The organism is Caballeronia sp. ATUFL_F1_KS4A (genome assembly GCF_023630905.1).
GTDB classification, from domain to species: Bacteria; Pseudomonadota; Gammaproteobacteria; order Burkholderiales; family Burkholderiaceae; genus Caballeronia; species Caballeronia zhejiangensis.
This window is the reverse complement of the sequence record NZ_JALQEB010000029.1, coordinates 13,336-32,650: the sequence shown is the minus strand read 5'-3', so window position 1 is coordinate 32,650 and position 19,315 is coordinate 13,336. Positions and strand designations below refer to the sequence as shown.

Genomic DNA, 19,315 nt, shown 5'->3' with positions numbered 1-19,315 from the left:
CGTCTCCAAAGATTTATACGTTGCGCGCGATCACCATCCGCTGCACTTCGCTGGTGCCTTCGTAAATCTGCGTGATGCGTGCATCGCGATAATGACGCTCCACCGGATAATCCTGCAGATAGCCGTATCCGCCGTGAATCTGGATCGCGTCCGAACACACGCGCTCCGCCATTTCCGACGCATACAGCTTCGCCTGCGACGCCTCCGACAGACACGGCACGCCTTCGGTACGCATGCGCGCCGCGTGATGAATCAAGAGGCGCGCGGCGTTGATCTGCGTTTGCATGTCGGCGAGCATGTTGGCCACCGACTGATGTTCCTGAATCGGCTTGCCGAACTGCACGCGCTCCTTCGCATAGGCGCGCGCCGCATCGAATGCCGCGCGCGCGATGCCGAGCGCCTGCGCCGCAATGCCGATGCGCCCGCCTTCCAGATTCGACAGCGCGATCTTCAAGCCCTCGCCGCGCTTGCCGAGCAGATTCGCGGCGGGAATCGCGCAATCGTCGAAGTTGATCGGACACGTATCCGACGCGCGGATGCCGAGCTTGTGCTCCGGCGCGCCGACGTTGAAGCCGGGCGTGTCCGTCGGCACGACGAACGCGGAGAGGCCGCGCTTGCCCTGATCGGGATCGGTCACGGCGAAAACGATCGCCACGCCCGCGCGCTTGCCGTTGGTCACGAACTGCTTGCTGCCCGAAATGACCCACTTGCCGTCTTTCTCGACGGCGCGCACGCGCAGGTTGTTCGCTTCGGAGCCCGCCTGCGGCTCCGTCAGGCAGAACGCGCCGATAACCTCGCCGCTCGCGAGCTTCGGCAGCCATTCGGCCTTCTGCGCGTCGGTGCCGTACGCGAGGATCGGCCCGCAGCCGACCGAGTTGTGCACGCTCATCATCGTCGCGCAGGACGCGCAGCCGGCGGCGATCTCTTCCATCGCGAGTGCGTAGGCGGTGTAGTCGCTGAAGGTGCCGCCGAGTTCGGCGGGCACGATCATCCCGAGCAGGCCGAGTTCGCCCAGTTGCCGCACGACTGCGTCGGGGATCGCGCCGTCCTTGTCCCACTGGCCCGCGTTCGGCGCGAGCGCTTCGGTTGCGAACTGGCGAGCCGCGTCGCGGATCATGCGCTGCTCTTCGGTGAGAAATGCGTCGATCATGTTCTGAATTCGGTGATGGGGGCTTGCGCGGCGAGGCTCGCCGCATCGATCGTTTAAACTTTCTGGCCGCCGCTCGCCCGGTCGATGATGGACGGCTGGGCCGTCTGAGCACGAGTCTAGGCAATCGCCTAACGTTAGCCGATGCCCAAAACGATCACGCTAACTGAGCGCTTTGGCCACCTAGTGACAACCCCAAGTACCAAAAAAAAGATCGAGCGCGACTCGATTTCCGTGAGCCTCGTCGAAGCCGCATTGCGATGCGCCGAATCGCGCGGCGTCGCGCGCGGGCATTTGCTGGCCGCGGCGGGCATCGCGCCGGCGACGCTCGATTCGCCGCGCGCGCGGGTGTCGCCGGTCCAGTACGGCAAGCTGTGGAACGCCACCGCCGACGCGCTCGACGACGAGTTCTTCGGCCAGGACGCCCATCCGATGCGGCGCGGCAGCTTCGTGCTGCTATGCCACGCGGCGCTTTCCTCGCGCGACGGCGCGCAGGCGCTCGGGCGCATCGCGACTTTCATGCGGCTCGTGCTCGACGATCTGAGCTTCGAGCCGGACATCGACGACAAGCGCGTGCGAATCTGGCTCGCCGACAAAGCCGGACCGAAGTCGATGTTCGCCTACGCGACGGGCTTCATCCTCGTGTATGGGCTCTTGTGCTGGCTGGTCGGGCGGCGCATTCCGGTGCTCGCGGCGCACATGCGCTGCCCCGAGCCCGCCGACAGCGACGAATATCGCCTCATGTTCTGCAACGACCTGCGTTTCGACGCGACGCGCTCGTTCGTCGACCTGTCGGCCGAATGCGCGGCGCTGCCGATCGTGCAGACGTCCGCCACGCTCAAGCGCTTCCTGCGCGATGCGCCGGCGAATTTCATCGTGAAGTATCGCAATCCGGATTCGCTCGCGGCGCGCATCCGGACGCGTCTTCGGCAAACCGCGCCGACGGACTGGCCGGAAGCCGAAAGCATCGCGGCCGCGCTGCATATGGCCGAAGCCACGCTGCGGCGGCGTCTGAAGCAGGAAGGGCTGACCTATCAGACGATCAAGGACGCATTGCGGCGCGATCTGGCCATCGCGCGTCTTGCGCATACGCAGGAGACGATTCCGCAAATCGCCGATGCGCTCGGCTTCGCGGAACCGAGCGCGTTCCGGCGCGCATTCAGGAAGTGGACGGGCGTGCGCCCCGCGGATTACCGGCGGGAGAGCTGAAGCGCGCGAACATCGAGGCTGCTATATTGAATCGTCCATGATTTCGCACCTTGGAGCGCACCATGACCAAAGCCAGCCGGGATGAACGTTCGAAGCAGGAACAACCGAAGAAGGAAACCGAAGAGGATTTGCTCGACGAGGCGCTGGAAGAGACCTTCCCCGCAAGCGATCCGATCGCGGTGCATCCGGAGCCGGAATCGCCTGAAGACCGGAAAAACAAGTAGTCGTTCGGTTATTCGCCCGAGTCGGGCTCATCCGGACTCGAGAGCAGCACCACGAGCTTCTCGACGTGCTGATGTAACAGCTTGACGTGCTTGTCGATCTGTTCGAGACGCCCGGTCAGATCGGCCTTCGCCGACTCGCTCATGCGATCGGACGCGATGAGTTCATCGACCTTCGGCTGCATCGATTCGACCTGCAGCAAGCCGAGCTGGCGCTCCAGGCGGCGTAAGTCCTGCGACAGCAGCTCGCGATTCTTCCGAAAAACCAGATCGCGGCGGTTGGCTTCGGCCTGTTGCTGGGCCTGATCGGCGACACGGCGCGTCGCTTCGGTCTGGGAAAGCAGCGGTTCCGGGCCGCGCAACACGGAACGCTTCGGCGCGGGATGGGCCGTGCCGCGGAACACGGCCATCGGCGTTTCCTCGTCGATCGCGCGCAGGACGTCGGGCGGAATCTCGTCCAGCGTGCGGCGCTCGTCCATCCAGTGCGGCGGCAGGCCGGTCACGAGCTCGATGCCGCGTACGAATTCCTCGTTGAAATCGCGCTGACCGCCGACGATCAGCTTCATGAACGTCGGCGAGAAGTTCATCATGCGCGCGAGGCGGCCAGCGCCGCCCGGCGAGCCGACCAGGACATTGAGGTTGGCTCGCCAGACTATGAACAGCGTTTCGTCGAAATCTTCCATGAACAGGCTCCAGGCAGTCCGACGCGCCCGAACGTGCACATCGGATTTGCGCGCGGCGGCGCTGCGCGCATGCGTATCCGGTTCCCGCGCTTTCCGATCAACATCGTGCACCGTGGCCGGTGCGTCGTCTACATACCGCATAAAACACCATACTACCTTCATCGGCAAGCCGGGCGGACAACGGCGTCCGCGCCGATGCGGGCGTGCGACACGACGCGCACGCCGCCGGCCGGCTTACGGTTCGTTGCGCAGATACCCTTCCTTGCTCGGATCCAGCATGCGCCAGGAGACGATGAGCGAAATGGCGCACATCGCCGTGACATACCAGAAGAACGTCGATTCGCTGCCCGCCGATTTCAGCCACAGCGCCACATACTCCGCCGAGCCGCCGAACACCGCGTTGGCGACCGCGTACGACAGGCCGACGCCCAGCGCGCGCACTTCCGGCGGGAACATTTCCGCCTTGATGAGACCGCTGATCGACGTGTAGAAGCTCACGATCGCGAGCGCGATCACGACCAGCACGAACGCCATGACCGGGCTCGTCACCGTGGAGAGCGCGTGCAGCAGCGGCACCGTGCAAATGGTCGCGAGCGCGCCGAAGCAAAGCATCGAGGCGCGGCGGCCAATGCGGTCCGACAGCGCGCCGAACAGCGGCTGCAGCAGCATGTAGACGAAGAGCGCGGCGGTCATCACGTTGCTGGCGGTCTTCGCGTGCATGCCCGCCGTGTTGACCAGATACTTCTGCATGTAGGTCGTGAACGTGTAGAAGATGAGCGAGCCGCCCGCCGTGAAGCCGACGACTGTCATGAACGCGGCCTTGTGCTGCATCAGGCCGGCGAGCGTGCCCGCTTCCTTGCGATCGCGCGTCTCGGCGGTCGACGTTTCGTCGAGCGAACGGCGCAGGTACAGCGAGATCAGCGCCGCGCACGCGCCGATGAAAAACGGAATGCGCCAGCCCCACGCCTTCAGCTCTTCCGTCGACAGGAACAGTTGCAGGATCACGAGCACGAGCAGCGCGGCGAGCTGGCCGCCGATCAGCGTCACGTACTGGAACGACGCGAAGAAGCCGCGCCGGCCGCGCAGCGCGACTTCACTCATGTACGTCGCGCTGGTGCCGTATTCGCCGCCCACCGACAAGCCCTGGAACAGGCGCGCGATCAGCAGCAGGAACGGCGCCCACGCGCCGATCGACGCGTACGTCGGCAGGAAGGTGATGACGAGCGAGCCGCCGCACATCATCAGGACGGAGATCATCATCGCGTTGCGGCGGCCGTGCTTGTCGGCGATGCGGCCGAAGAGCCACCCGCCGATCGGGCGCATCAGGAAGCCCGCCGCGAACACGCCCGCCGTGTTCAGCAACTGAACCGTCGGATTGCCGCCGGGAAAGAACGCCGCCGAAAAGTACAGCGCGAGGAACGAATAGATATAGAAGTCGAACCATTCGACGAGGTTGCCCGACGAGGCGCCGACGATGGCGAAAACGCGGCGCCGGGTGTCCTCTGCGGTGTAAGCGGGAAGGTCGGTCATGTTGTTTCTGATCTCTTGGTCACTGTCTGGATGGCGTATGTCGGGGTTTCATCCCCGATCCGGGCGCTCTTGGCGGCGTTCGGGCGCAAGTTTATACGCGGTTTCGCAACCGGCGCGCGATCGTGGCGCGCGCAACACGGCCGGACGGAGTAGGAAAATTCGCGCAAGGACGCGCCCGCATCGCGTTCACCGATGACCGCCCCAACCGCTCAGGCTTGCCGCAAAAGCATTTGCCGCCCTTGCGACGGCATCGTTCAACGCTTTCGACATAAATCGTCTTTGCCTCGATCGTTCGTACTAGGTAATTACCCTGATTAAAGATTTTGACGATTATTTATCGATAAAGTCTCGGGATCACGATTCACATCGACGAGGACTGCATGAGTCAGCATCAACCGATCATTCTCGACGCCGCGCTCGCGTCGACATTCGCGCAAGTCGCGCTCGGCCACCTGACGCGCGAATATCCCAACAAGCTCGATCACGTCATGGCAAGCGTTGCCGACGTGCAAAGCCCGCGCGCGCTGCATCCGATTTTCTACGGCAGCTTCGACTGGCATTCGTGCGTGCACGGTTACTGGCTGATCGCTCGGCTGATCGACCGCTTTCCGGATCTGCCGGACGCGCCGCGCATTCGCGCCGTGATCGACGAGCATGTCACCGAGGCTAACGTCGCCGCTGAAGTCGCTTATCTGCAGCGTCCCGCCGCGCGCGGCTTCGAGCGGCCTTATGGCTGGGCGTGGCTGCTCGCGCTCGCAGGCCAGCTGCGCTCGATGCGTTCCGATGACGGCGCGCGCTGGGCCCGCACGCTCCAGCCGCTCGCGGACGCATTCGTCGCACGCTTCGACGAATTCCTGCCGAAATCGACGTATCCGCTTCGCGTCGGCACGCACTTCAACATGGCGTTCGCCTTGACGCTTTCGATCGGTTACGCGCGCGTCGCGCAGAACGCCGATTTTGAGCATCTGCTGAAGGAAACCGCCCTGCGCTGGTTCGAGAAGGACGAAGGCTGTCAGGCGTGGGAACCGGCGGGCGACGAGTTCCTGTCGCCGTCGCTGATGGAAGCCGTGCTGATGCGTCATGTGCTGCCGGGCGAGCGCTTCGTCCGCTGGTTCGACCGGTTTCTGCCGCGCATCGCCGAGCGAGAACCCGCGACGCTCTTCGCGCCGGCCACCGTCACCGATCGCAGCGACGGCAAGCTCGCGCATCTCGACGGCCTGAACCTCTCGCGCGCGTGGTGTCAGCGCACGATCGCACGCGCGCTGCCGGCGGGCGATGCGCGTATCGCCGTGCTCGAGACGGCGGCGCACGAACATCTGGCGTCGGGCATTGCGCATGTCGCGGGCGATTACATGGGCGAGCACTGGCTCGCGACGTTCGCGCTGCTGGCGCTGGAAGCCTGAGCGGTTCTAGACGCGCGGCTGGAACGCGATCACGCCCATGCCGATGAGCGCGATCGCCGCGCCCGCGACATCCCACGCCGTCGGCCGGATGCGCTCGACGGCCCATAGCCACGCAATCGCCACGCCGATATACACGCCGCCATACGCCGCGTAGACGCGCCCCGCCGCCGCGGCGTGCAGCGTGAGCAGCCACGCGAACAGCGCGAGCGACAGCGCGCCGGGCACGACGAGCCACGGCGAGCCGCCCTCCTTGAGCCATCGATGAGGGAAATAGCAGCCGGCGATCTCGGCGATGGCGGTGACGACATAGAGCGCGAACGTTTTCATGAGGCGCATTATCGGCGTTCGCGAGACGTTGCGTGGTCCGCGTCCGCTGCGGACAATGACGCCCTTGCTCGAAACTTCAGGCCGCCGACCTTGCAGACCGATTCAACCGATGCCGCCGCGTTGCCCGTGCACTGGCACAAGCGCGTGCTGATGCTGGCCTTTCCCATCGTTCTCGCGAATCTCACGCAGCCGATTCTCGGCGCCGTCGACACGGCTGTCGCCGGGCATCTCGACGGGCCGCAGTATCTCGGCGGCGTCGCGCTCGGCGGGCTCGTCTTCAGCTTCGTGTTCTGGGGCTTCGGCTTTCTGCGCATGGGTACGACGGGACTCGTGGCGCAGGCGTTCGGCGCGCGTGACGACGACGCCTTGCGCAAGAGCGTGCTGCGCGCGTTGCTGCTCGGACTCGCGATCGGCGCGGCGGTGCTGGTGCTGCAAGTGCCGATCATTCGTTACGCGCTCGTCGCGCTGGGCGGCAGCGCCGCCGTGCAGGACACCGCGAGCGCGTACTGTCACGCGCGCATCTGGGCCGCGCCGTTCGCGCTCGGCAATTACGTCGTGTTGGGTTATCTGCTCGGCTGCCAGCGCGTGAGGCTCGCGCTCGTCACGCAGATCTTCATCAATCTGGTGAACATCATCGCGGTGCTGCTTTTCGTGTATCGCTTCGATTGGGGCATCGCGGGCATCGGCGCGGCAACGGCGTTCGCGGATTTCTGCGGCTTTGCGCTCGGACTCGCGATTCTTTGGCATCTGCGTCCGCGCGGTCTCGCGCCGCTCGTCCCGCGCTCGCTCTTCGACGCGCACGCGTTGAGGCGGGTCGTCGCGATCAACCGCGACATCTTCATCCGCACGATCTGCCTGCTGGGTTCGTATGGCTGGTTCGCGCATCTCGGCGCGCGTCAGGGGGATGCGATCCTCGCCGCGAACGCCGTCCTGCTGAACTTCCAGACCTTCATGTCCTTCGGTCTCGACGGCTTCGCGCACGCGGCCGAAGCGCTCGTCGGCGCGGCGGCGGGCGCGCGCGACCGGTACGCGTTCCGTCAGGCCGTGAAGGTGACGATGTTCTGGTCGGCAATCGGCGCGGCGGGCTTTTCCATCGTCTTCTGGTTTAGCGGCGAATGGATCATCGGCAAGCTCACGGATCAGGCGGTCGTGAAGGCGGCGGCGGTGCGCTATCTGCCGTGGGCGTCGGTTCTGCCGCTCGCGTCGGTCGCGGGCTTTCAGCTCGACGGCGTGTTCATCGGCGCGACGCGCACGCGCGAGTTGATGAAGGCGATGGCGGTCTCGCTTGCTGCCTTTCTGCTTGCTGCGTGGGCGCTCGCGGGATCGCTCGGGAATCACGGGCTGTGGCTGGCGCTCACTGTTTTCATGGTGGCGAGAGGTATTACGTTGGCGATTCAGGTGCCGGCGATCGAGCGGGCTTCGTGTGCGACTTTGGGAAGGTGAGGTATGGTGCGTCGGGTTTCTGCGCGGATGGCAAGTCTGCCCTCGCTTCGTCCAACGATTTTCTTGGAGGTCGGCACAGTCAGCATCGACAAGAGAAGACCTGCAATAACGTGCGCCAGATAATGGCCGCCCTGCGTCGGCGTGGCACCATCATGGTCACGTTGAGCGAAATCGCAATGCAGAACAGCCAACGAAACTTTGCGAGCGAATCGAAGCTATTGCCCCGCCAGCCCCTCCAGCAGCGCCTTATGAAACGCGGCCGGATCCTGCATCTGCGGCGCGTGCCCAAGCTCCGGAAACTCGACCAGCTTCGCGCCTTCGATACGCTCCTTCGCCAGCTTCGCGAGATCCGGATATCGCCCGAGCATCGGCCGAATCTCCGGCGGCGCGAAGTCCTTGCCGATCGCGGTCGTATCCTTGTCGCCGATAAGCAATAGCGTCGGCGTCTTCAACTGATCGAATTCGTAGACGACAGGCTGCGTGTAAATCATGTCGTACAGCAACGCCGAGTTCCACGCGACGATGTCCTTGCCCGGTCCGCGATACATGCCCGCCAGCATCTGCACCCACGGTTCGTAGTCGTCGCGCCACTGGCCCGAGTAGTACGTGCTCGTCTCATAGCGGCGGATGCCGTCGGCGCTCGTCTTGAGCTCGCGCGCATACCAGTCGTCGATGGAAATCGACGGCACGCCCTTCGCCTTCCAGTCTTCGAGCCCGATCGGATTCACGAGCACGAGCTGCTCCGTCTCGCGCGGATACATGAGCGCGTAGCGCACCGCGAGCATGCCGCCCGTCGAATGCGCGATGAGCGTCGCCTTCGACACGCCGAGCGCGGTCAGCAGCGCATGCGTGTTGCGGGCAAGTTGCTGGAAACTGTATTGATAGCGCGCGGGCTTCGTCGATTTGCAAAAGCCGATCTGATCCGGCGCGATCACGCGATAGCCCGCATCGCTCAAGGTCTGGATCGTCTGCTTCCACGTCGCCGAACAAAAATTCTTGCCGTGCAGAAGTACCGCGGTGCGTCCATTCGGATGCGCCGGATGCACATCCATATACGCCATGCGCACGACCTGGCGCTGCGACGTAAGCGCGAAGCGCGCGACCGGATACGGATAGTCGAAGCCCTGCAACTCGGGGCCGTATGCGGGGCCGTCATTGCCGGCCGCTTGCGTGGCTTCGTCGGCATGTGCTTGTAAAGCGAAGGACATCGCGAGACACAACATCAAGGATCGAAGGACGGACGGCTTGCTGCGCGCTGGTTTCATTTTTTGATCTGAAGATGACGTCGGCCGACGCATTCTAGCGCGGCTGAATTTCGCACGCGCCCGTATGCTGTATTCAGCGCTTATACTTTGCGACCCCGATCGTCGTCAGGATGATTCCAAGCATGCAACGCCGCATCAAGGCATTCGCCGCCGCGCTCCTCGCATTCGCGTGCATCAGCGCATCCGCGAGCGACTGTCCGCAGTTCAGCCCGAACGGCCGCGCGCCGGTCGTCGTCAATTCGAAGATGCGCGCGTCGACGCAGGAAGTCTGCTATTCCGACTTCGCGCTGCTGCACTCCGGCATCACGAAAGGGCCGCTGTGGTCGGCGGAACATCTGACCGCGAGCAGTGTCGACCAGGCGAAGAACAACACGCGCACGAATCGCTTCTTCGTCGACAAACGTCTGCCGCCCGACGAGGCCGCGCAACTGTCCGACTACAAGAGGAGCGGTTACGACCGCGGCCACATGAGTCCCGCGGGCGATCGCGCAAGCAAGAAAGGCATGGCCGAATCGTTCTCGCTCGCGAACATCGTCCCGCAGGATCCGTCGAACAACCGGCGCATCTGGTCGCGCATCGAGCAAGCGGTGCGCAGGCTCACGGAGGAATCGGGCGAAGCGTATGTCGTCACCGGGCCGCTCTTCTCGGGACGTCAGTTGCAGACGATCGGCGAATCGCGCGTGTTCGTGCCCACGCAACTGTATAAAGTAGTCTATTTGCCGCAGCGTCAGATCGCGTTCGCGGTCGTGATCGAAAATACGCCGACGAACACGTACACGATGAAAACCGTGCACGAACTGGAAGCGATGAGCGGACTCGCGTTTCCCGGCATCCCGGACGGACTGAAGGACAAGCGAATTGGAGGATTGCGCGGTGTTTAAGCCATTTGCAAACGATACGGATGTGATGAACATCGCGGGCGACGCGATCAACATCGAGAACGGCGTGAAGCGCCTCACGATCAGCGGCAATTTGACGATCGCCCGCGACAAGGCCGGACTCGCGAACGCGCTGGCGCTTCAGAAGGCGATCGGTGCGATCGTCGAAGCGTTGCAAAGCGATGCGTCGCTGCCCGCGAAGCTGCCCGACGAGCCGGATGCGCCGTCAGGCACCGCCGATAATCCGTTCATCTGAAGCGGCCGTCGCCGAAGACAGCCGCGCGGAGAATCGAAGTGATCGAATGCCATGTCGGCCCGAGCCCGCTCGGGCACATTTTGTATCGCGCCGAAGACGAATGTCTGACGGGTCTCTTCTTCATCGGACAGAAGTATTTTCCCGATAGTCTGCACGCGCCGACGCTGTCGGAGACAGCGCCGAGATCCCGCGTGATTGCCGATGCGCGCGAGCAGGTCGGCGAATACTTCGCGGGTACGCGTCGGAAGTTTTCGATTGCGGTGCAGTTTCGCGGAACACCCTTTCAGCGACAAGTCTGGGACGCGCTTTGCCAGATCCCTTTCGGCGACGCGTGGACGTACAGCGATCTCGCGCGCCGGCTCGGCTTGCCCGCGGGCGCATCGCGGGCCGTCGGCGGCGCGAACGGACGCAATCCGGTCGCGATCATCGTGCCGTGTCATCGCGTGATCGGCGTCGACGGGGAATTGACCGGCTATGCGGGCGGCGTCGAACGCAAACGCCATTTGCTCACGCTGGAGGGCGGCCCGGGGCGCGAACAACTCGCGCTCTTCTGAAGCAGCGCACAGTCGGCGACAAAACAAAAACCCCCGCGAACCATCGGTTCGCGGGGGTTTTTTCGACATCGTCCGATGATGAATTACGGCGTAAGCATCACTTCCACACGACGATTTTCCGCACGCCCGACGCTCGTTGCGTTCGACGCAATCGGATTGGCCTTGCCGAAACCCTTCATCGCGAAGTTCTCGGCGCTCAGGCCATGTCCCTTCAGGTAGTCGAGCACGGCCTGCGCGCGACGCTGGGACAGACCGAGGTTGTAGGCATCCGGGCCCATCGAATCCGTGTAGCCCTCGACCGTGACGGACGCGAAATTCGCACCCTTCGAGTCGGCGACGAGCTTATCCAGAATGCTCCTGGCCTTCGGCGTCAACGCGGCGCTGTCGAAGGCGAAGTTCGTCTTTTCGTCGAGCGAAATCTTGCGCGGCACGACAGCCGGGGCCTTCGCTGGCGCCGGTTCCGGCGTTGCAACGACCGGCTGGGGCGGCGTCACGCAGTTGAAGATTACGTTGCGCGGATCGCTCGGCGTCTTCGTTCCGGCGAGCGTCTGAAGCACGTTCACCTTTTGATCGCCGCACATCTTTTGAGCCGCGGTCATGCAGGCGCTGCCGTTTTCGAACAGACCGTAACATTCGGCGCGAAAAGCCTTCTGGCCATCCGACGTTTGAATTTCGCTGATATTGAAGGCCGGTCCCGACGTGGACGAACAGCCCGCAAGTACGGCAGCGGCGATAAGACTAACAGCAAGGGTTTTCGTGAGCATCTTGGTGGTCATGCAAGTCAATTTCAAAGTGCGAGCCGCTGAGCGCGCACCTCGATTCCGGGCCGGGGAACAACCCAAAGGTGACGTGAAAAATGATGGATCGATTTCGGGTGCGCCAAACGTTCGATAAGCAATCCGAAAGCTGCGCGATTGTAGCGTGACAATTCGTGCGATTTAAGCGGACAACTCCCAAATACAAGGCCGGCGGCGCCCGTATCGAAACCCCTATTTGGGCGGGACCGGAACGTCGCCGTCGGATTGCTTCCGAAGCTCCTGCACGCGGATCTGCAGCGCGCGAAGTTGCGCCTGCGCCGCTGCCTGCTCCGTGCGAAGTTCGCGGATCGCATTCTGCTGCTCCACTTGATAACTCGTCACCTGATTTTGCTGCGCGCGTGCAATATCGAGATTGTGCTTGCAGCCGGTTCGCGCGCGCCTGCTGGGCGGCGATCTGCCGGTCCGCATATGCCTTCTCCGCTTCGAGCTTGATGCGCTTATTTCCGCATCGGCGAGCGTGTTCGACGTCTTGGCGAAATCCGCATAGACCGTTTCGGCCCGCGCGTCATTTTGCGTTTTGAACACGCGCCAGATATTGCTTTGCTGAAACAGCGCGGCGTAATAGATCATCTCGTCGGGATAATACGAGAGACTCGCGCCATAACTGCCATTCAACGTCCTGCGTAACGCCGTGATTTTCCCGGCGGCAAGCAGATTCTCGAGTTCCGCGACATCGCCATTGCTCGCAATAGCCGCTTCGGGCCTCATCGGCGATGAATCAGCGGCCCGCGCCAACGGACCGGACAAACCGGCGGCAATCAGCACGATTTCCGCAATTACCCAGCGCTTCATTGCGATTTTCCGTAATGGCAACGCGCGTCGCCCGGAAAGAATTATGGCGCGGCAAGGCAATCGATTCCAGACGACTCAATACTTCATTCGAACGCCGTTAATCCGTGCGTCTTTAAATGGTCGATGTGCGCTTGAAACTTACTTGCGACAAACGCGGCTCGCTCAGGTTGCGGATCGTTTCGACCGGCATGAAGATGCGCGAATCGGACGGCTCCACGGACATGCGCGAAAAAATATGGCGGTCGCCGTGGAAAACGAAAGGCGCGGCCGAGAGAATGCGCGCGTCGGGCAGGCTTTCGGTGGCGTGCGGCGCGGCGGCCGAAGCTGTCGCGGCAAAAAGAACAAAAAAGCTGGCGGCGAGCGCAAGAGCGCCCGGAATCGAGTGCGAACGGTGCATGGCGAGATGAAGGCAATGAAGGCGCGCGAGCGCCGGAGTGAAGCGGCGGGAGAAAACACGGCGCCCCTGTAAGACGTTCGTCATTTCATCACCCGCTGCTCCGAGTGCCCATGAGACAGTTCTCAAAGAATTCCTGTTGGCGGGCAATCGCTCCCATCCGCAAAACGCTCGGGCGCAGAAAATGCGTGCATGATGCATTCGCCCGCGCGCGGCCCCGGCGGGCTCGCTTCAAAAGGCCGCAGCGACGACGCAAAGGCGCGTGGCCGCCCAAACCGCGCACGCAAAGGCGCGACGGCGGGCATGAGCGGTATGGCTTCCAGCACGGCTTGCCAATAGTCAGCCATAATTCGCCTTCTCAAAAAAGCCGGTACGCCGAGTAAAAAAGAAAATCCCATGAACCAAGACAACAAGCACTCCACCGCTCAACCCCGGCAACACGCGGCCAACGACGGCAACGTGACGACGGGCGTCGCGGGCCTGGATGACATCCTGGGCGGCGGGTTCGTCGAGGGCGGCCTGTATCTGATCGAAGGCATGGCGGGCGCGGGCAAGACGATTCTTTCATCGCAGATCGGCTTTCATCGCGTCGCGCAGGGCGACATGGTCCTGTACATCACGCTGATCGCCGAATCGCACACCAAGCTTTTGTCTCATCTTCGCGGACTGTCGTTCTACAACGCCGACGCCATCTCCGACCGGATGCTCTTCGTCTCCGGTTATCACGAACTGATGCGCGACGGCCTGTCCGGCTTTCTCGCGCTGATTGCGGCGACGATCAAGACGAGCCGGCCGCGTTTCATGGTCATCGACGGCTTTCGCAGCGCGCGCGAATTCAGCTCGACGGAACTCGAACTCTCGCAGTTCATCCACGAGCTTTCGGCGTTCGTGAGCGCCGCGCGCTGCACGACGCTGATCCTCGCGCCGCTTTCGGGCAACGAGCCGCATCCGGAGCACACGCTCGTCGACGGGCTCATCGAACTGAACCGCTACAACACCGGCATGCGGCGTGCCCGCGAAATCGAAGTCCACAAGCTGCGCGCCCGCGATCATCTGCTCGGCAAGCACTTCTTCAAGATCACGGAGAACGGTCTCGTGACCTTTCCGCGCATCGAGGCGTCGCCCGCGAACGATGACGGCGCGCCGGACTTCAAGAACAAGTTGAGCTTCGGCTTTCCCGATTTCGACCAGATGCTCGGCGGCGGCATCGTGCGCGGCTCGACGACGACGCTCGTCGGGCCATCGGGCATCGGCAAGACGCTGCTGTCGCTGAAGTTCCTGCAGGCGGGCGTCGAACGCGGCGAGCGCTGCGTCTACTTCGGCCTCTACGAATCGCCCGAGCGGCTTCTCGCCAAAGCGTTGTCGGTCGGCATCGATCTCGCGCCGGCCGTGCAGGACGGACGTCTCGCGATCCGCTGGCATCCGGCTGTCGAACTCGCAATCGACGAGCTCGCCGTCGAACTGATGACCGCGGTGCGGAACACGAATGCGTCGCGGCTCGTGGTCGACGGCATCGACGGCTTTTTTCAGTCCGCGAACCGCACGGAGCGTTTCGGCCTCTTCCTCAACGCGCTCACGCACCGTCTGCGCGACGCGGGCGTGACGACCCTGCTCACCGAGGAAATGCCGCTCTACGGCGATTCGGTGCAGCCCACGACGTTGCGCGCGTCCGCGATGACCGAGAACATCGTGCTCATGCGTTATGTCGAGGCGAATTCCTCGCTGTATCGCATGGTGTCGATCGTCAAGCAGCGCGAAGGCCCGCACGATTCGGCGATCCGCCGTCTCACGATCGACTCGCGCGGCCTGCATATCAGCGAAGGCTTCATTGGCTCGACGGGTATCTTGTCCGGACACCCGTCGATCGCCGCGCCCGCGCTGTCTGTGTCGGACCCCGGCGCGCGCGCATGAAGAAGATCCTCGTCGTCGACGATGAATTCGACATTCTGACCACGTGGCGCCTCGTGCTCGAAATGGAGGGCTACGAAGTTTCGACCGCGTCCAACGGACGGACCGCGCTCGACGCGGCGCGCTCGAATCCGCCCGCCCTCGTCATCACCGACTGGATGATGCCGCACATGGACGGCGTCGAACTGATCCGTCAACTGGCCGCGAGCGACGCCCTCGCACGCGTGCCGGTGATCCTCATGAGCGCGGCGGCGCATGCGCCGGCGCTCGAGCATCCGCATGCGCAGTTTCGCCGCAAGCCGCTTTCTATCGACGATTTGATCGACGCCGTGAAGGGACTGATCGGTTCGGCCTGAATTGGCCCGGGCACGCTGCGTGCTGCTGATGAGCGTTCCGGCGAATCCGGATTTACGAGAAACCGCTCAACCGAAGGGAGGCACCATGGTGCAGGATCAAGTGGAAGGCGCGGCACAGAAGGTCGTCGGCAAAGTGCAGGACGCAGTCGGCGCACTGACGGGCGATGAAGGCACGCAAGCCGAAGGCAAGGTGCGGCAGGCTTACGGCAACTTGCAGCAAAGTTATGGTCAGACCGTCGACAACGTGCGTCTCGCGGTCGCGAGCCAGCCGATTCAGGGCGTGCTGATCGCGGCGGCCGTCGGCTTCGTGCTCGGCGCGTTGTGGAATCGCGATCGCTGATGTGTCTCGGGCATCGCGATGCAAAGCCGGCGCGAAGGTTGCGCCGGCTTTGTCGTTTCATGGCGTCTCGCGCACGATGCCGACGAGCGTCGCCGACCGCGTGCAGCCGACGGCGATCGCGACTGCCGCCACGACGAGCGCGCCATGCGAACCGCCGATCGCTGCCGCGAGCGCAAGTCCGCCAGCCGCCGCCGCGCTCATCGCGTATGCGACCGGCGCGGCCGCGTTGCCGCCCATCGCGAGCGACAAGTGCGCGCCGATGAGCGCGAGCATCGCGATAACGGAAATCACGTCCGACTGAACGCCGAGCACATAGGCGAACGCCGCGCATGCGCCTGCGCAGGCGAGATGCATCGATTGAAGGTTCGCGCTTGCTCCGTTCGTGTGCCGGCGAACGACGACGCAAGCCAATGCCGCCAGCGCGCCGCCCGCCAGCACCGCATACGCGCTGTCCGGGCCCGGCAGCGCCCACGCGACGAACGCCATCGTCGCGAAGAGCGATTGCGCCGATACACCCGGCGTCGCACGCGCGGATCGATACCCGATGAATCCCGCGACCAGCGCAAGCACGAGCGCGGTTCCGCCCGATGCGCCGCTCGCGAAGCACGCGGCGGCAAGGAGCGCGCCCGTTTCCCGCCTTCCGCGCGACGCACGCATCGACGAACCCGCCGACAGCGCCGCGAGCACGCAGAGCGCGCCCGCGAGTCCATCCGCGATCATGCTTCGAGCACGTTCGACAGCGTGCCGATTCCGGCGATCGACACATCCACGCGCGCGCCGTCCTTGATCGAGCCGACGCCGATAGAGGTGCCGCACGCGATCACGTCGCCGGGAACGAGCGTCATGTCTTGCGACAGCATGCTCACTTGCTCGGCGGGCGAGAAAATCATGTCGTCGAGCGGATAGTTCTGGCGCTCGACGCCTTCGAGTGTCGTGACGACGCTCGCCGTGCGCCAGTCGAAGCCGTTGCCCGTCGTGACGATCGCCGGCCCGAGGCAGGTGAACGTGTCGAAGCCCTTCGAGCGGCACCATTGCGCGAAGTTGGGATCTTCCTGCAGCAGCTCGATCGCGGTGACGTCGTTCACGCACGTATAGCCGAAGATCGCGCTTTCGGCTTCCTCCACGGACGCCCCGCTCACCGTCTTGCCGATCACGATGCCGAGTTCGCCCTCGTACGCGATCTTGCCGTGATAGCTCTTCGGCCGGCGGATCGACTCGCCCGGCCCGATCACCGACATCGGCGGCTTGATGAGAAAGAGCGGATGCTGCGGCGGCGCCTTGTCGAGCTTCTGCGACAGCGCGTAATAGTTGTTCCACAGCGCGATGACCTTGCTCGGCTGACAGGGCGCGAGCAGCGTCAGGTCGTCGACGGCGAACGACATGTCGGTCGGGCGCGGATTGTCGAACATCGCGCCGTCGTGCTGCACGACGCGGCCAGAATGCTGATCGAGCGTACCGAAACCGATGCTGCCGCCGGCATCGCGAAAACGAATCCAGTGTGTCAAGTGTGTCTCCCTTATAAAGGGCGCGGACATACGTGGTCCGCGCCCCTGTCCCCTCCTCCAAACCTCAGATCAAACCTGCGCCGCGCGCCCACTTGTACTTCGCGCCGAGCACGGCAACGGGCAGTTCCGTCGAATAAGCGTAGGCCGGCACGCCATGCTCGTACAGGTATTCCGCGGCTTCTTCCACTTGCACGTCGCCCGCGAGCGACGCCACGATCGGCTTCTCGATGCCGAGCGCCTTCATCTCCTCCTTCACTTCGATGACGAGTTTCGCGAAGACCATCGGCGGCGTGATGATCGTGTGCCAGTAGCCGAGGATGATCGAATGGATGCGATCGTCCTCGAGCCCGAGGCGGATCGTGTTCTTGTACGTCGACGGCGGCTCGCCCCCGGTGATGTCGACGGGATTTCCGGCCGCGCCGAACGGCGGGATGAACTTGCGGAACGCGGCATCGAGATCGTCGGGCATCGCCATCAGCGAGAGGCCGTTGTCGACGCATGCGTCCGACAAGAGCACGCCCGAGCCGCCCGCGCCCGTGATGATGACCGTGTTCTCCCCTTTGGGCGTCGGCAGCTTCGGAATGCCGCGCGCGAACTCGAGCAGATCGCGCAGCGACCGCGCGCGGATCACGCCGCATTGCTCGAAGACGTCTTCGTAGATCTTGTCGTTGCCCGCGAGCGCGCCCGTATGCGAGCTGGCCGCGCGCGCGCCGAGGCCCGTGCGCCCCGCTTTCAGCACGACGACCGGCTTCTTCTTCGACACGCGCTTTGCGGCTTCGGCGAACGCACGGCCGTCCTTCAGATCCTCGCAATGCTGCGCGATGATTTCGGTGTTGTCGTCCTGCTCGAAGAACGTGAGCAGATCGTCTTCGTCGATATCGCTCTTGTTGCCGAGACCGACGATCGCGGAAACGCCCATCTTCGCCGAACGCGAGAACCCGATGATGGCCATGCCGATGCCGCCCGACTGCGACGACAGCGCCGCCTTGCCTTTCACGTCGTACGGCGTGCAGAACGTCGCGCAAAGATTCTTCGGCGTGTAGTAGAAGCCGTAGATGTTCGGGCCCATCATGCGGATGTCGTATTGCCGCGCGATTTTGACGATCTCTTCCTGACCTTCGTGATTGCCCGTTTCCGCGAAGCCCGACGGAATCAGCACCGCGCCCGGAATCTTCTTCTCGCCGACTTCGACGAGCGCCTGAGCCACGAACTTCGCGGGAATCGCGAACACGGCGACATCGATCACGCCGGGCACGTCCTTCACGCTCTTGTACGCCTTGCGGCCCATGATCTCGTCGGCTTTCGGGTGAATCGGATAGATCGTGCCCTGATAGCCGCCGTTGATGAGGTTCTTCATCACCGAATTGCCGATCTTGCCGTCCTCGTTCGACGCGCCGATCACCGCGACCGCATCCGGCTTCATGATGCGGTTCATCTGCGCGACGATCTGCTCTTGCGTCGGCCGATAGCGCGGTTCGGCGGGCGCGAAATCCATCACGATGCGCACGTCCGCCGCGACCGCGCCGTTCGGGCTCGCGAACACCGGATTCAGGTCCATCTCGGAGATTTGCGGGAAATCGTCGACGAGACGCGACACGCGCTCGATCAGGGTAATCAGCGCCTCGCGATGTACCGGTTCGGCGCCGCGCACGCCGCGCAGCACTTCTGCGGCCTGAATGCCGTCGAGCATCGATGCGGCTTCTTCGCGCGTGACGGGCGCGAGCCGGAACGTCACGTCCTTCAGCACTTCGACGAGCACGCCGCCGAGACCGAACGCGATCAGCTTGCCGAACGACGGGTCCGTCACCGCGCCGATGATGACTTCCTGCCCCGCGCCGACCATCTGCTGAACCTGCACGCCGACAAGCGTCGCCTTCGGGTCGTACTTCTTCGCGTTCGAGATGATCGTGTCGAAACCGGCACGCACATCGGCTTCATTCTTCAGGTTGACGAGCACGCCGCCCGCTTCGGTCTTGTGCAGGATTTCCGGCGAAACGATCTTCAGCACCACCGGAAAGCCGATGAACGACGCGAGCTTCGCGGCATCGTCCGCCGATTTCGCGACGCCTTCCTGCGGCACCGCGATGCCGTATGCATCGCAGACGAGTTTGCCTTCCGGCGCGGTCAGCGACGTGCGGCCTTCCGCCTTCACTCGGGCGAACACTTCCGCGACGCGGCGTTTCGCGTCGGGCGCGTGGAGCGGAACGACCGCCGCCGCGTGCGTGGATGAATTGGCTGCTTCGCCGCGGTCCTGGGCAACCGTGCTGTTCATTTGGTGCGTCTCCG

General features: G+C 63.8%; 21 protein-coding genes. 10 read left to right on the top strand and 11 right to left on the bottom strand.

The annotated features are described in order from the left end of the window. Window positions 1-13 precede the first annotated feature (13 nt). Window positions 14-1,147 (bottom strand): acyl-CoA dehydrogenase family protein, encoded by a 1,134-nt coding sequence (locus NCS03_RS15365; RefSeq protein ID WP_250529489.1) that lies wholly within the window; start codon window positions 1,145-1,147, stop codon window positions 14-16. A 213-nt stretch (window positions 1,148-1,360) separates the two neighbouring features. On the opposite strand from NCS03_RS15365, the gene NCS03_RS15360 reads away from it, so the two are divergent. Then, complete coding sequence (locus NCS03_RS15360) at window positions 1,361-2,356, top strand: AraC family transcriptional regulator (RefSeq protein WP_404989953.1); 996 nt, start codon at window positions 1,361-1,363, stop codon at window positions 2,354-2,356. A gap of 62 nt (window positions 2,357-2,418) precedes the next feature. Continuing rightward, window positions 2,419-2,580 carry a hypothetical protein gene (locus tag NCS03_RS15355; RefSeq protein WP_008353861.1) on the top strand — a complete coding sequence of 54 codons (162 nt, stop codon included), beginning with the start codon at window positions 2,419-2,421 and terminating at the stop codon, window positions 2,578-2,580. An 8-nt stretch (window positions 2,581-2,588) separates the two neighbouring features. Here NCS03_RS15355 and NCS03_RS15350 read toward each other — a convergent pair whose 3' ends face one another. Continuing rightward, window positions 2,589-3,260 carry a hypothetical protein gene (locus NCS03_RS15350; protein WP_033536103.1) on the bottom strand — a complete coding sequence of 224 codons (672 nt, stop codon included), beginning with the start codon at window positions 3,258-3,260 and terminating at the stop codon, window positions 2,589-2,591. Window positions 3,261-3,494: 234 nt separating this feature from the next. Next, entirely contained in the window at window positions 3,495-4,790 is a 1,296-nt protein-coding gene (locus tag NCS03_RS15345; RefSeq protein WP_008353864.1) for an MFS family transporter, read from the bottom strand. Window positions 4,791-5,170: 380 nt separating this feature from the next. On the opposite strand from NCS03_RS15345, the gene NCS03_RS15340 reads away from it, so the two are divergent. Next, window positions 5,171-6,193: a DUF2891 domain-containing protein gene (locus tag NCS03_RS15340; protein ID WP_250459999.1), complete on the top strand. Its 1,023-nt coding sequence runs from the start codon at window positions 5,171-5,173 to the stop codon at window positions 6,191-6,193. A 6-nt stretch (window positions 6,194-6,199) separates the two neighbouring features. On the opposite strand, the gene NCS03_RS15335 is transcribed toward NCS03_RS15340, so the two are convergent. Beyond that, window positions 6,200-6,520, bottom strand: a complete 321-nt coding sequence (locus NCS03_RS15335) for a YnfA family protein (RefSeq protein ID WP_008353867.1) — start codon at window positions 6,518-6,520, stop codon at window positions 6,200-6,202. A gap of 150 nt (window positions 6,521-6,670) precedes the next feature. On the opposite strand from NCS03_RS15335, the gene NCS03_RS15330 reads away from it, so the two are divergent. Then, a complete protein-coding gene (locus tag NCS03_RS15330; protein ID WP_250529488.1) occupies window positions 6,671-7,963 on the top strand; it encodes an MATE family efflux transporter in 1,293 nt (430 codons plus the stop codon). Between the two features lie 215 nt (window positions 7,964-8,178). On the opposite strand, the gene NCS03_RS15325 is transcribed toward NCS03_RS15330, so the two are convergent. Continuing rightward, window positions 8,179-9,171, bottom strand: a complete 993-nt coding sequence (locus NCS03_RS15325; RefSeq protein ID WP_235366205.1) for an alpha/beta fold hydrolase — start codon at window positions 9,169-9,171, stop codon at window positions 8,179-8,181. A 179-nt stretch (window positions 9,172-9,350) separates the two neighbouring features. Here NCS03_RS15325 and NCS03_RS15320 point away from each other — a divergent pair, with 179 nt between their 5' ends. From NCS03_RS15320 to NCS03_RS15310, 3 genes are read left to right on the top strand one after another with little or no spacing between them, the layout of a single operon-like run. Continuing rightward, window positions 9,351-10,109 (top strand): DNA/RNA non-specific endonuclease, encoded by a 759-nt coding sequence (locus tag NCS03_RS15320; protein WP_008353873.1) that lies wholly within the window; start codon window positions 9,351-9,353, stop codon window positions 10,107-10,109. A gap of 25 nt (window positions 10,110-10,134) precedes the next feature. After that, entirely contained in the window at window positions 10,135-10,362 is a 228-nt protein-coding gene (locus NCS03_RS15315; protein WP_008353874.1) for a hypothetical protein, read from the top strand. Between the two features lie 38 nt (window positions 10,363-10,400). Then, the gene (locus tag NCS03_RS15310) at window positions 10,401-10,916 is read left to right on the top strand and encodes a methylated-DNA--[protein]-cysteine S-methyltransferase (RefSeq protein WP_250502751.1); all 516 of its coding nucleotides are present in this window, start codon (window positions 10,401-10,403) and stop codon (window positions 10,914-10,916) included. An 83-nt stretch (window positions 10,917-10,999) separates the two neighbouring features. Here NCS03_RS15310 and NCS03_RS15305 read toward each other — a convergent pair whose 3' ends face one another. The 3 genes from NCS03_RS15305 to NCS03_RS15295 all read right to left on the bottom strand — a co-directional run bounded on the left by NCS03_RS15305 (window position 11,000) and on the right by NCS03_RS15295 (window position 13,070). After that, window positions 11,000-11,515, bottom strand: coding sequence for an OmpA family protein (locus NCS03_RS15305; RefSeq protein ID WP_160297400.1), 516 nt, complete (start codon window positions 11,513-11,515; stop codon window positions 11,000-11,002). Between the two features lie 390 nt (window positions 11,516-11,905). Continuing rightward, complete coding sequence (locus tag NCS03_RS15300) at window positions 11,906-12,526, bottom strand: DUF2968 domain-containing protein (RefSeq protein ID WP_250529356.1); 621 nt, start codon at window positions 12,524-12,526, stop codon at window positions 11,906-11,908. 112 nt (window positions 12,527-12,638) lie between these two features. Beyond that, a complete protein-coding gene (locus tag NCS03_RS15295) occupies window positions 12,639-13,070 on the bottom strand; it encodes a hypothetical protein (RefSeq protein ID WP_175983075.1) in 432 nt (143 codons plus the stop codon). A gap of 246 nt (window positions 13,071-13,316) precedes the next feature. On the opposite strand from NCS03_RS15295, the gene NCS03_RS15290 reads away from it, so the two are divergent. The 3 genes from NCS03_RS15290 to NCS03_RS15280 all read left to right on the top strand — a co-directional run bounded on the left by NCS03_RS15290 (window position 13,317) and on the right by NCS03_RS15280 (window position 15,524). After that, complete coding sequence (locus NCS03_RS15290) at window positions 13,317-14,831, top strand: ATPase domain-containing protein (protein ID WP_250529355.1); 1,515 nt, start codon at window positions 13,317-13,319, stop codon at window positions 14,829-14,831. Then, window positions 14,828-15,184: a response regulator gene (locus NCS03_RS15285; RefSeq protein WP_008353888.1), complete on the top strand. Its 357-nt coding sequence runs from the start codon at window positions 14,828-14,830 to the stop codon at window positions 15,182-15,184. The genes NCS03_RS15290 and NCS03_RS15285 overlap by 4 nt, the downstream gene beginning before the upstream one ends. Before the next feature lie 85 nt (window positions 15,185-15,269). Next, complete coding sequence (locus NCS03_RS15280) at window positions 15,270-15,524, top strand: CsbD family protein (RefSeq protein ID WP_008353889.1); 255 nt, start codon at window positions 15,270-15,272, stop codon at window positions 15,522-15,524. A gap of 57 nt (window positions 15,525-15,581) precedes the next feature. Here the strand turns inward: NCS03_RS15280 and NCS03_RS15275 are convergent, their stop codons facing one another. The 3 genes from NCS03_RS15275 to NCS03_RS15265 all read right to left on the bottom strand — a co-directional run bounded on the left by NCS03_RS15275 (window position 15,582) and on the right by NCS03_RS15265 (window position 19,301). After that, window positions 15,582-16,244, bottom strand: coding sequence for a hypothetical protein (locus NCS03_RS15275; RefSeq protein WP_250435534.1), 663 nt, complete (start codon window positions 16,242-16,244; stop codon window positions 15,582-15,584). After that, on the bottom strand, window positions 16,241-17,029 hold the full coding sequence (locus NCS03_RS15270) for a fumarylacetoacetate hydrolase family protein (protein WP_250435532.1): 789 nt from the start codon (window positions 17,027-17,029) through the stop codon (window positions 16,241-16,243). The genes NCS03_RS15275 and NCS03_RS15270 overlap by 4 nt, the downstream gene beginning before the upstream one ends. 64 nt (window positions 17,030-17,093) lie before the next feature. Continuing rightward, on the bottom strand, window positions 17,094-19,301 hold the full coding sequence (locus NCS03_RS15265; protein ID WP_250529354.1) for an acetate--CoA ligase family protein: 2,208 nt from the start codon (window positions 19,299-19,301) through the stop codon (window positions 17,094-17,096). Window positions 19,302-19,315 lie beyond the last annotated feature (14 nt).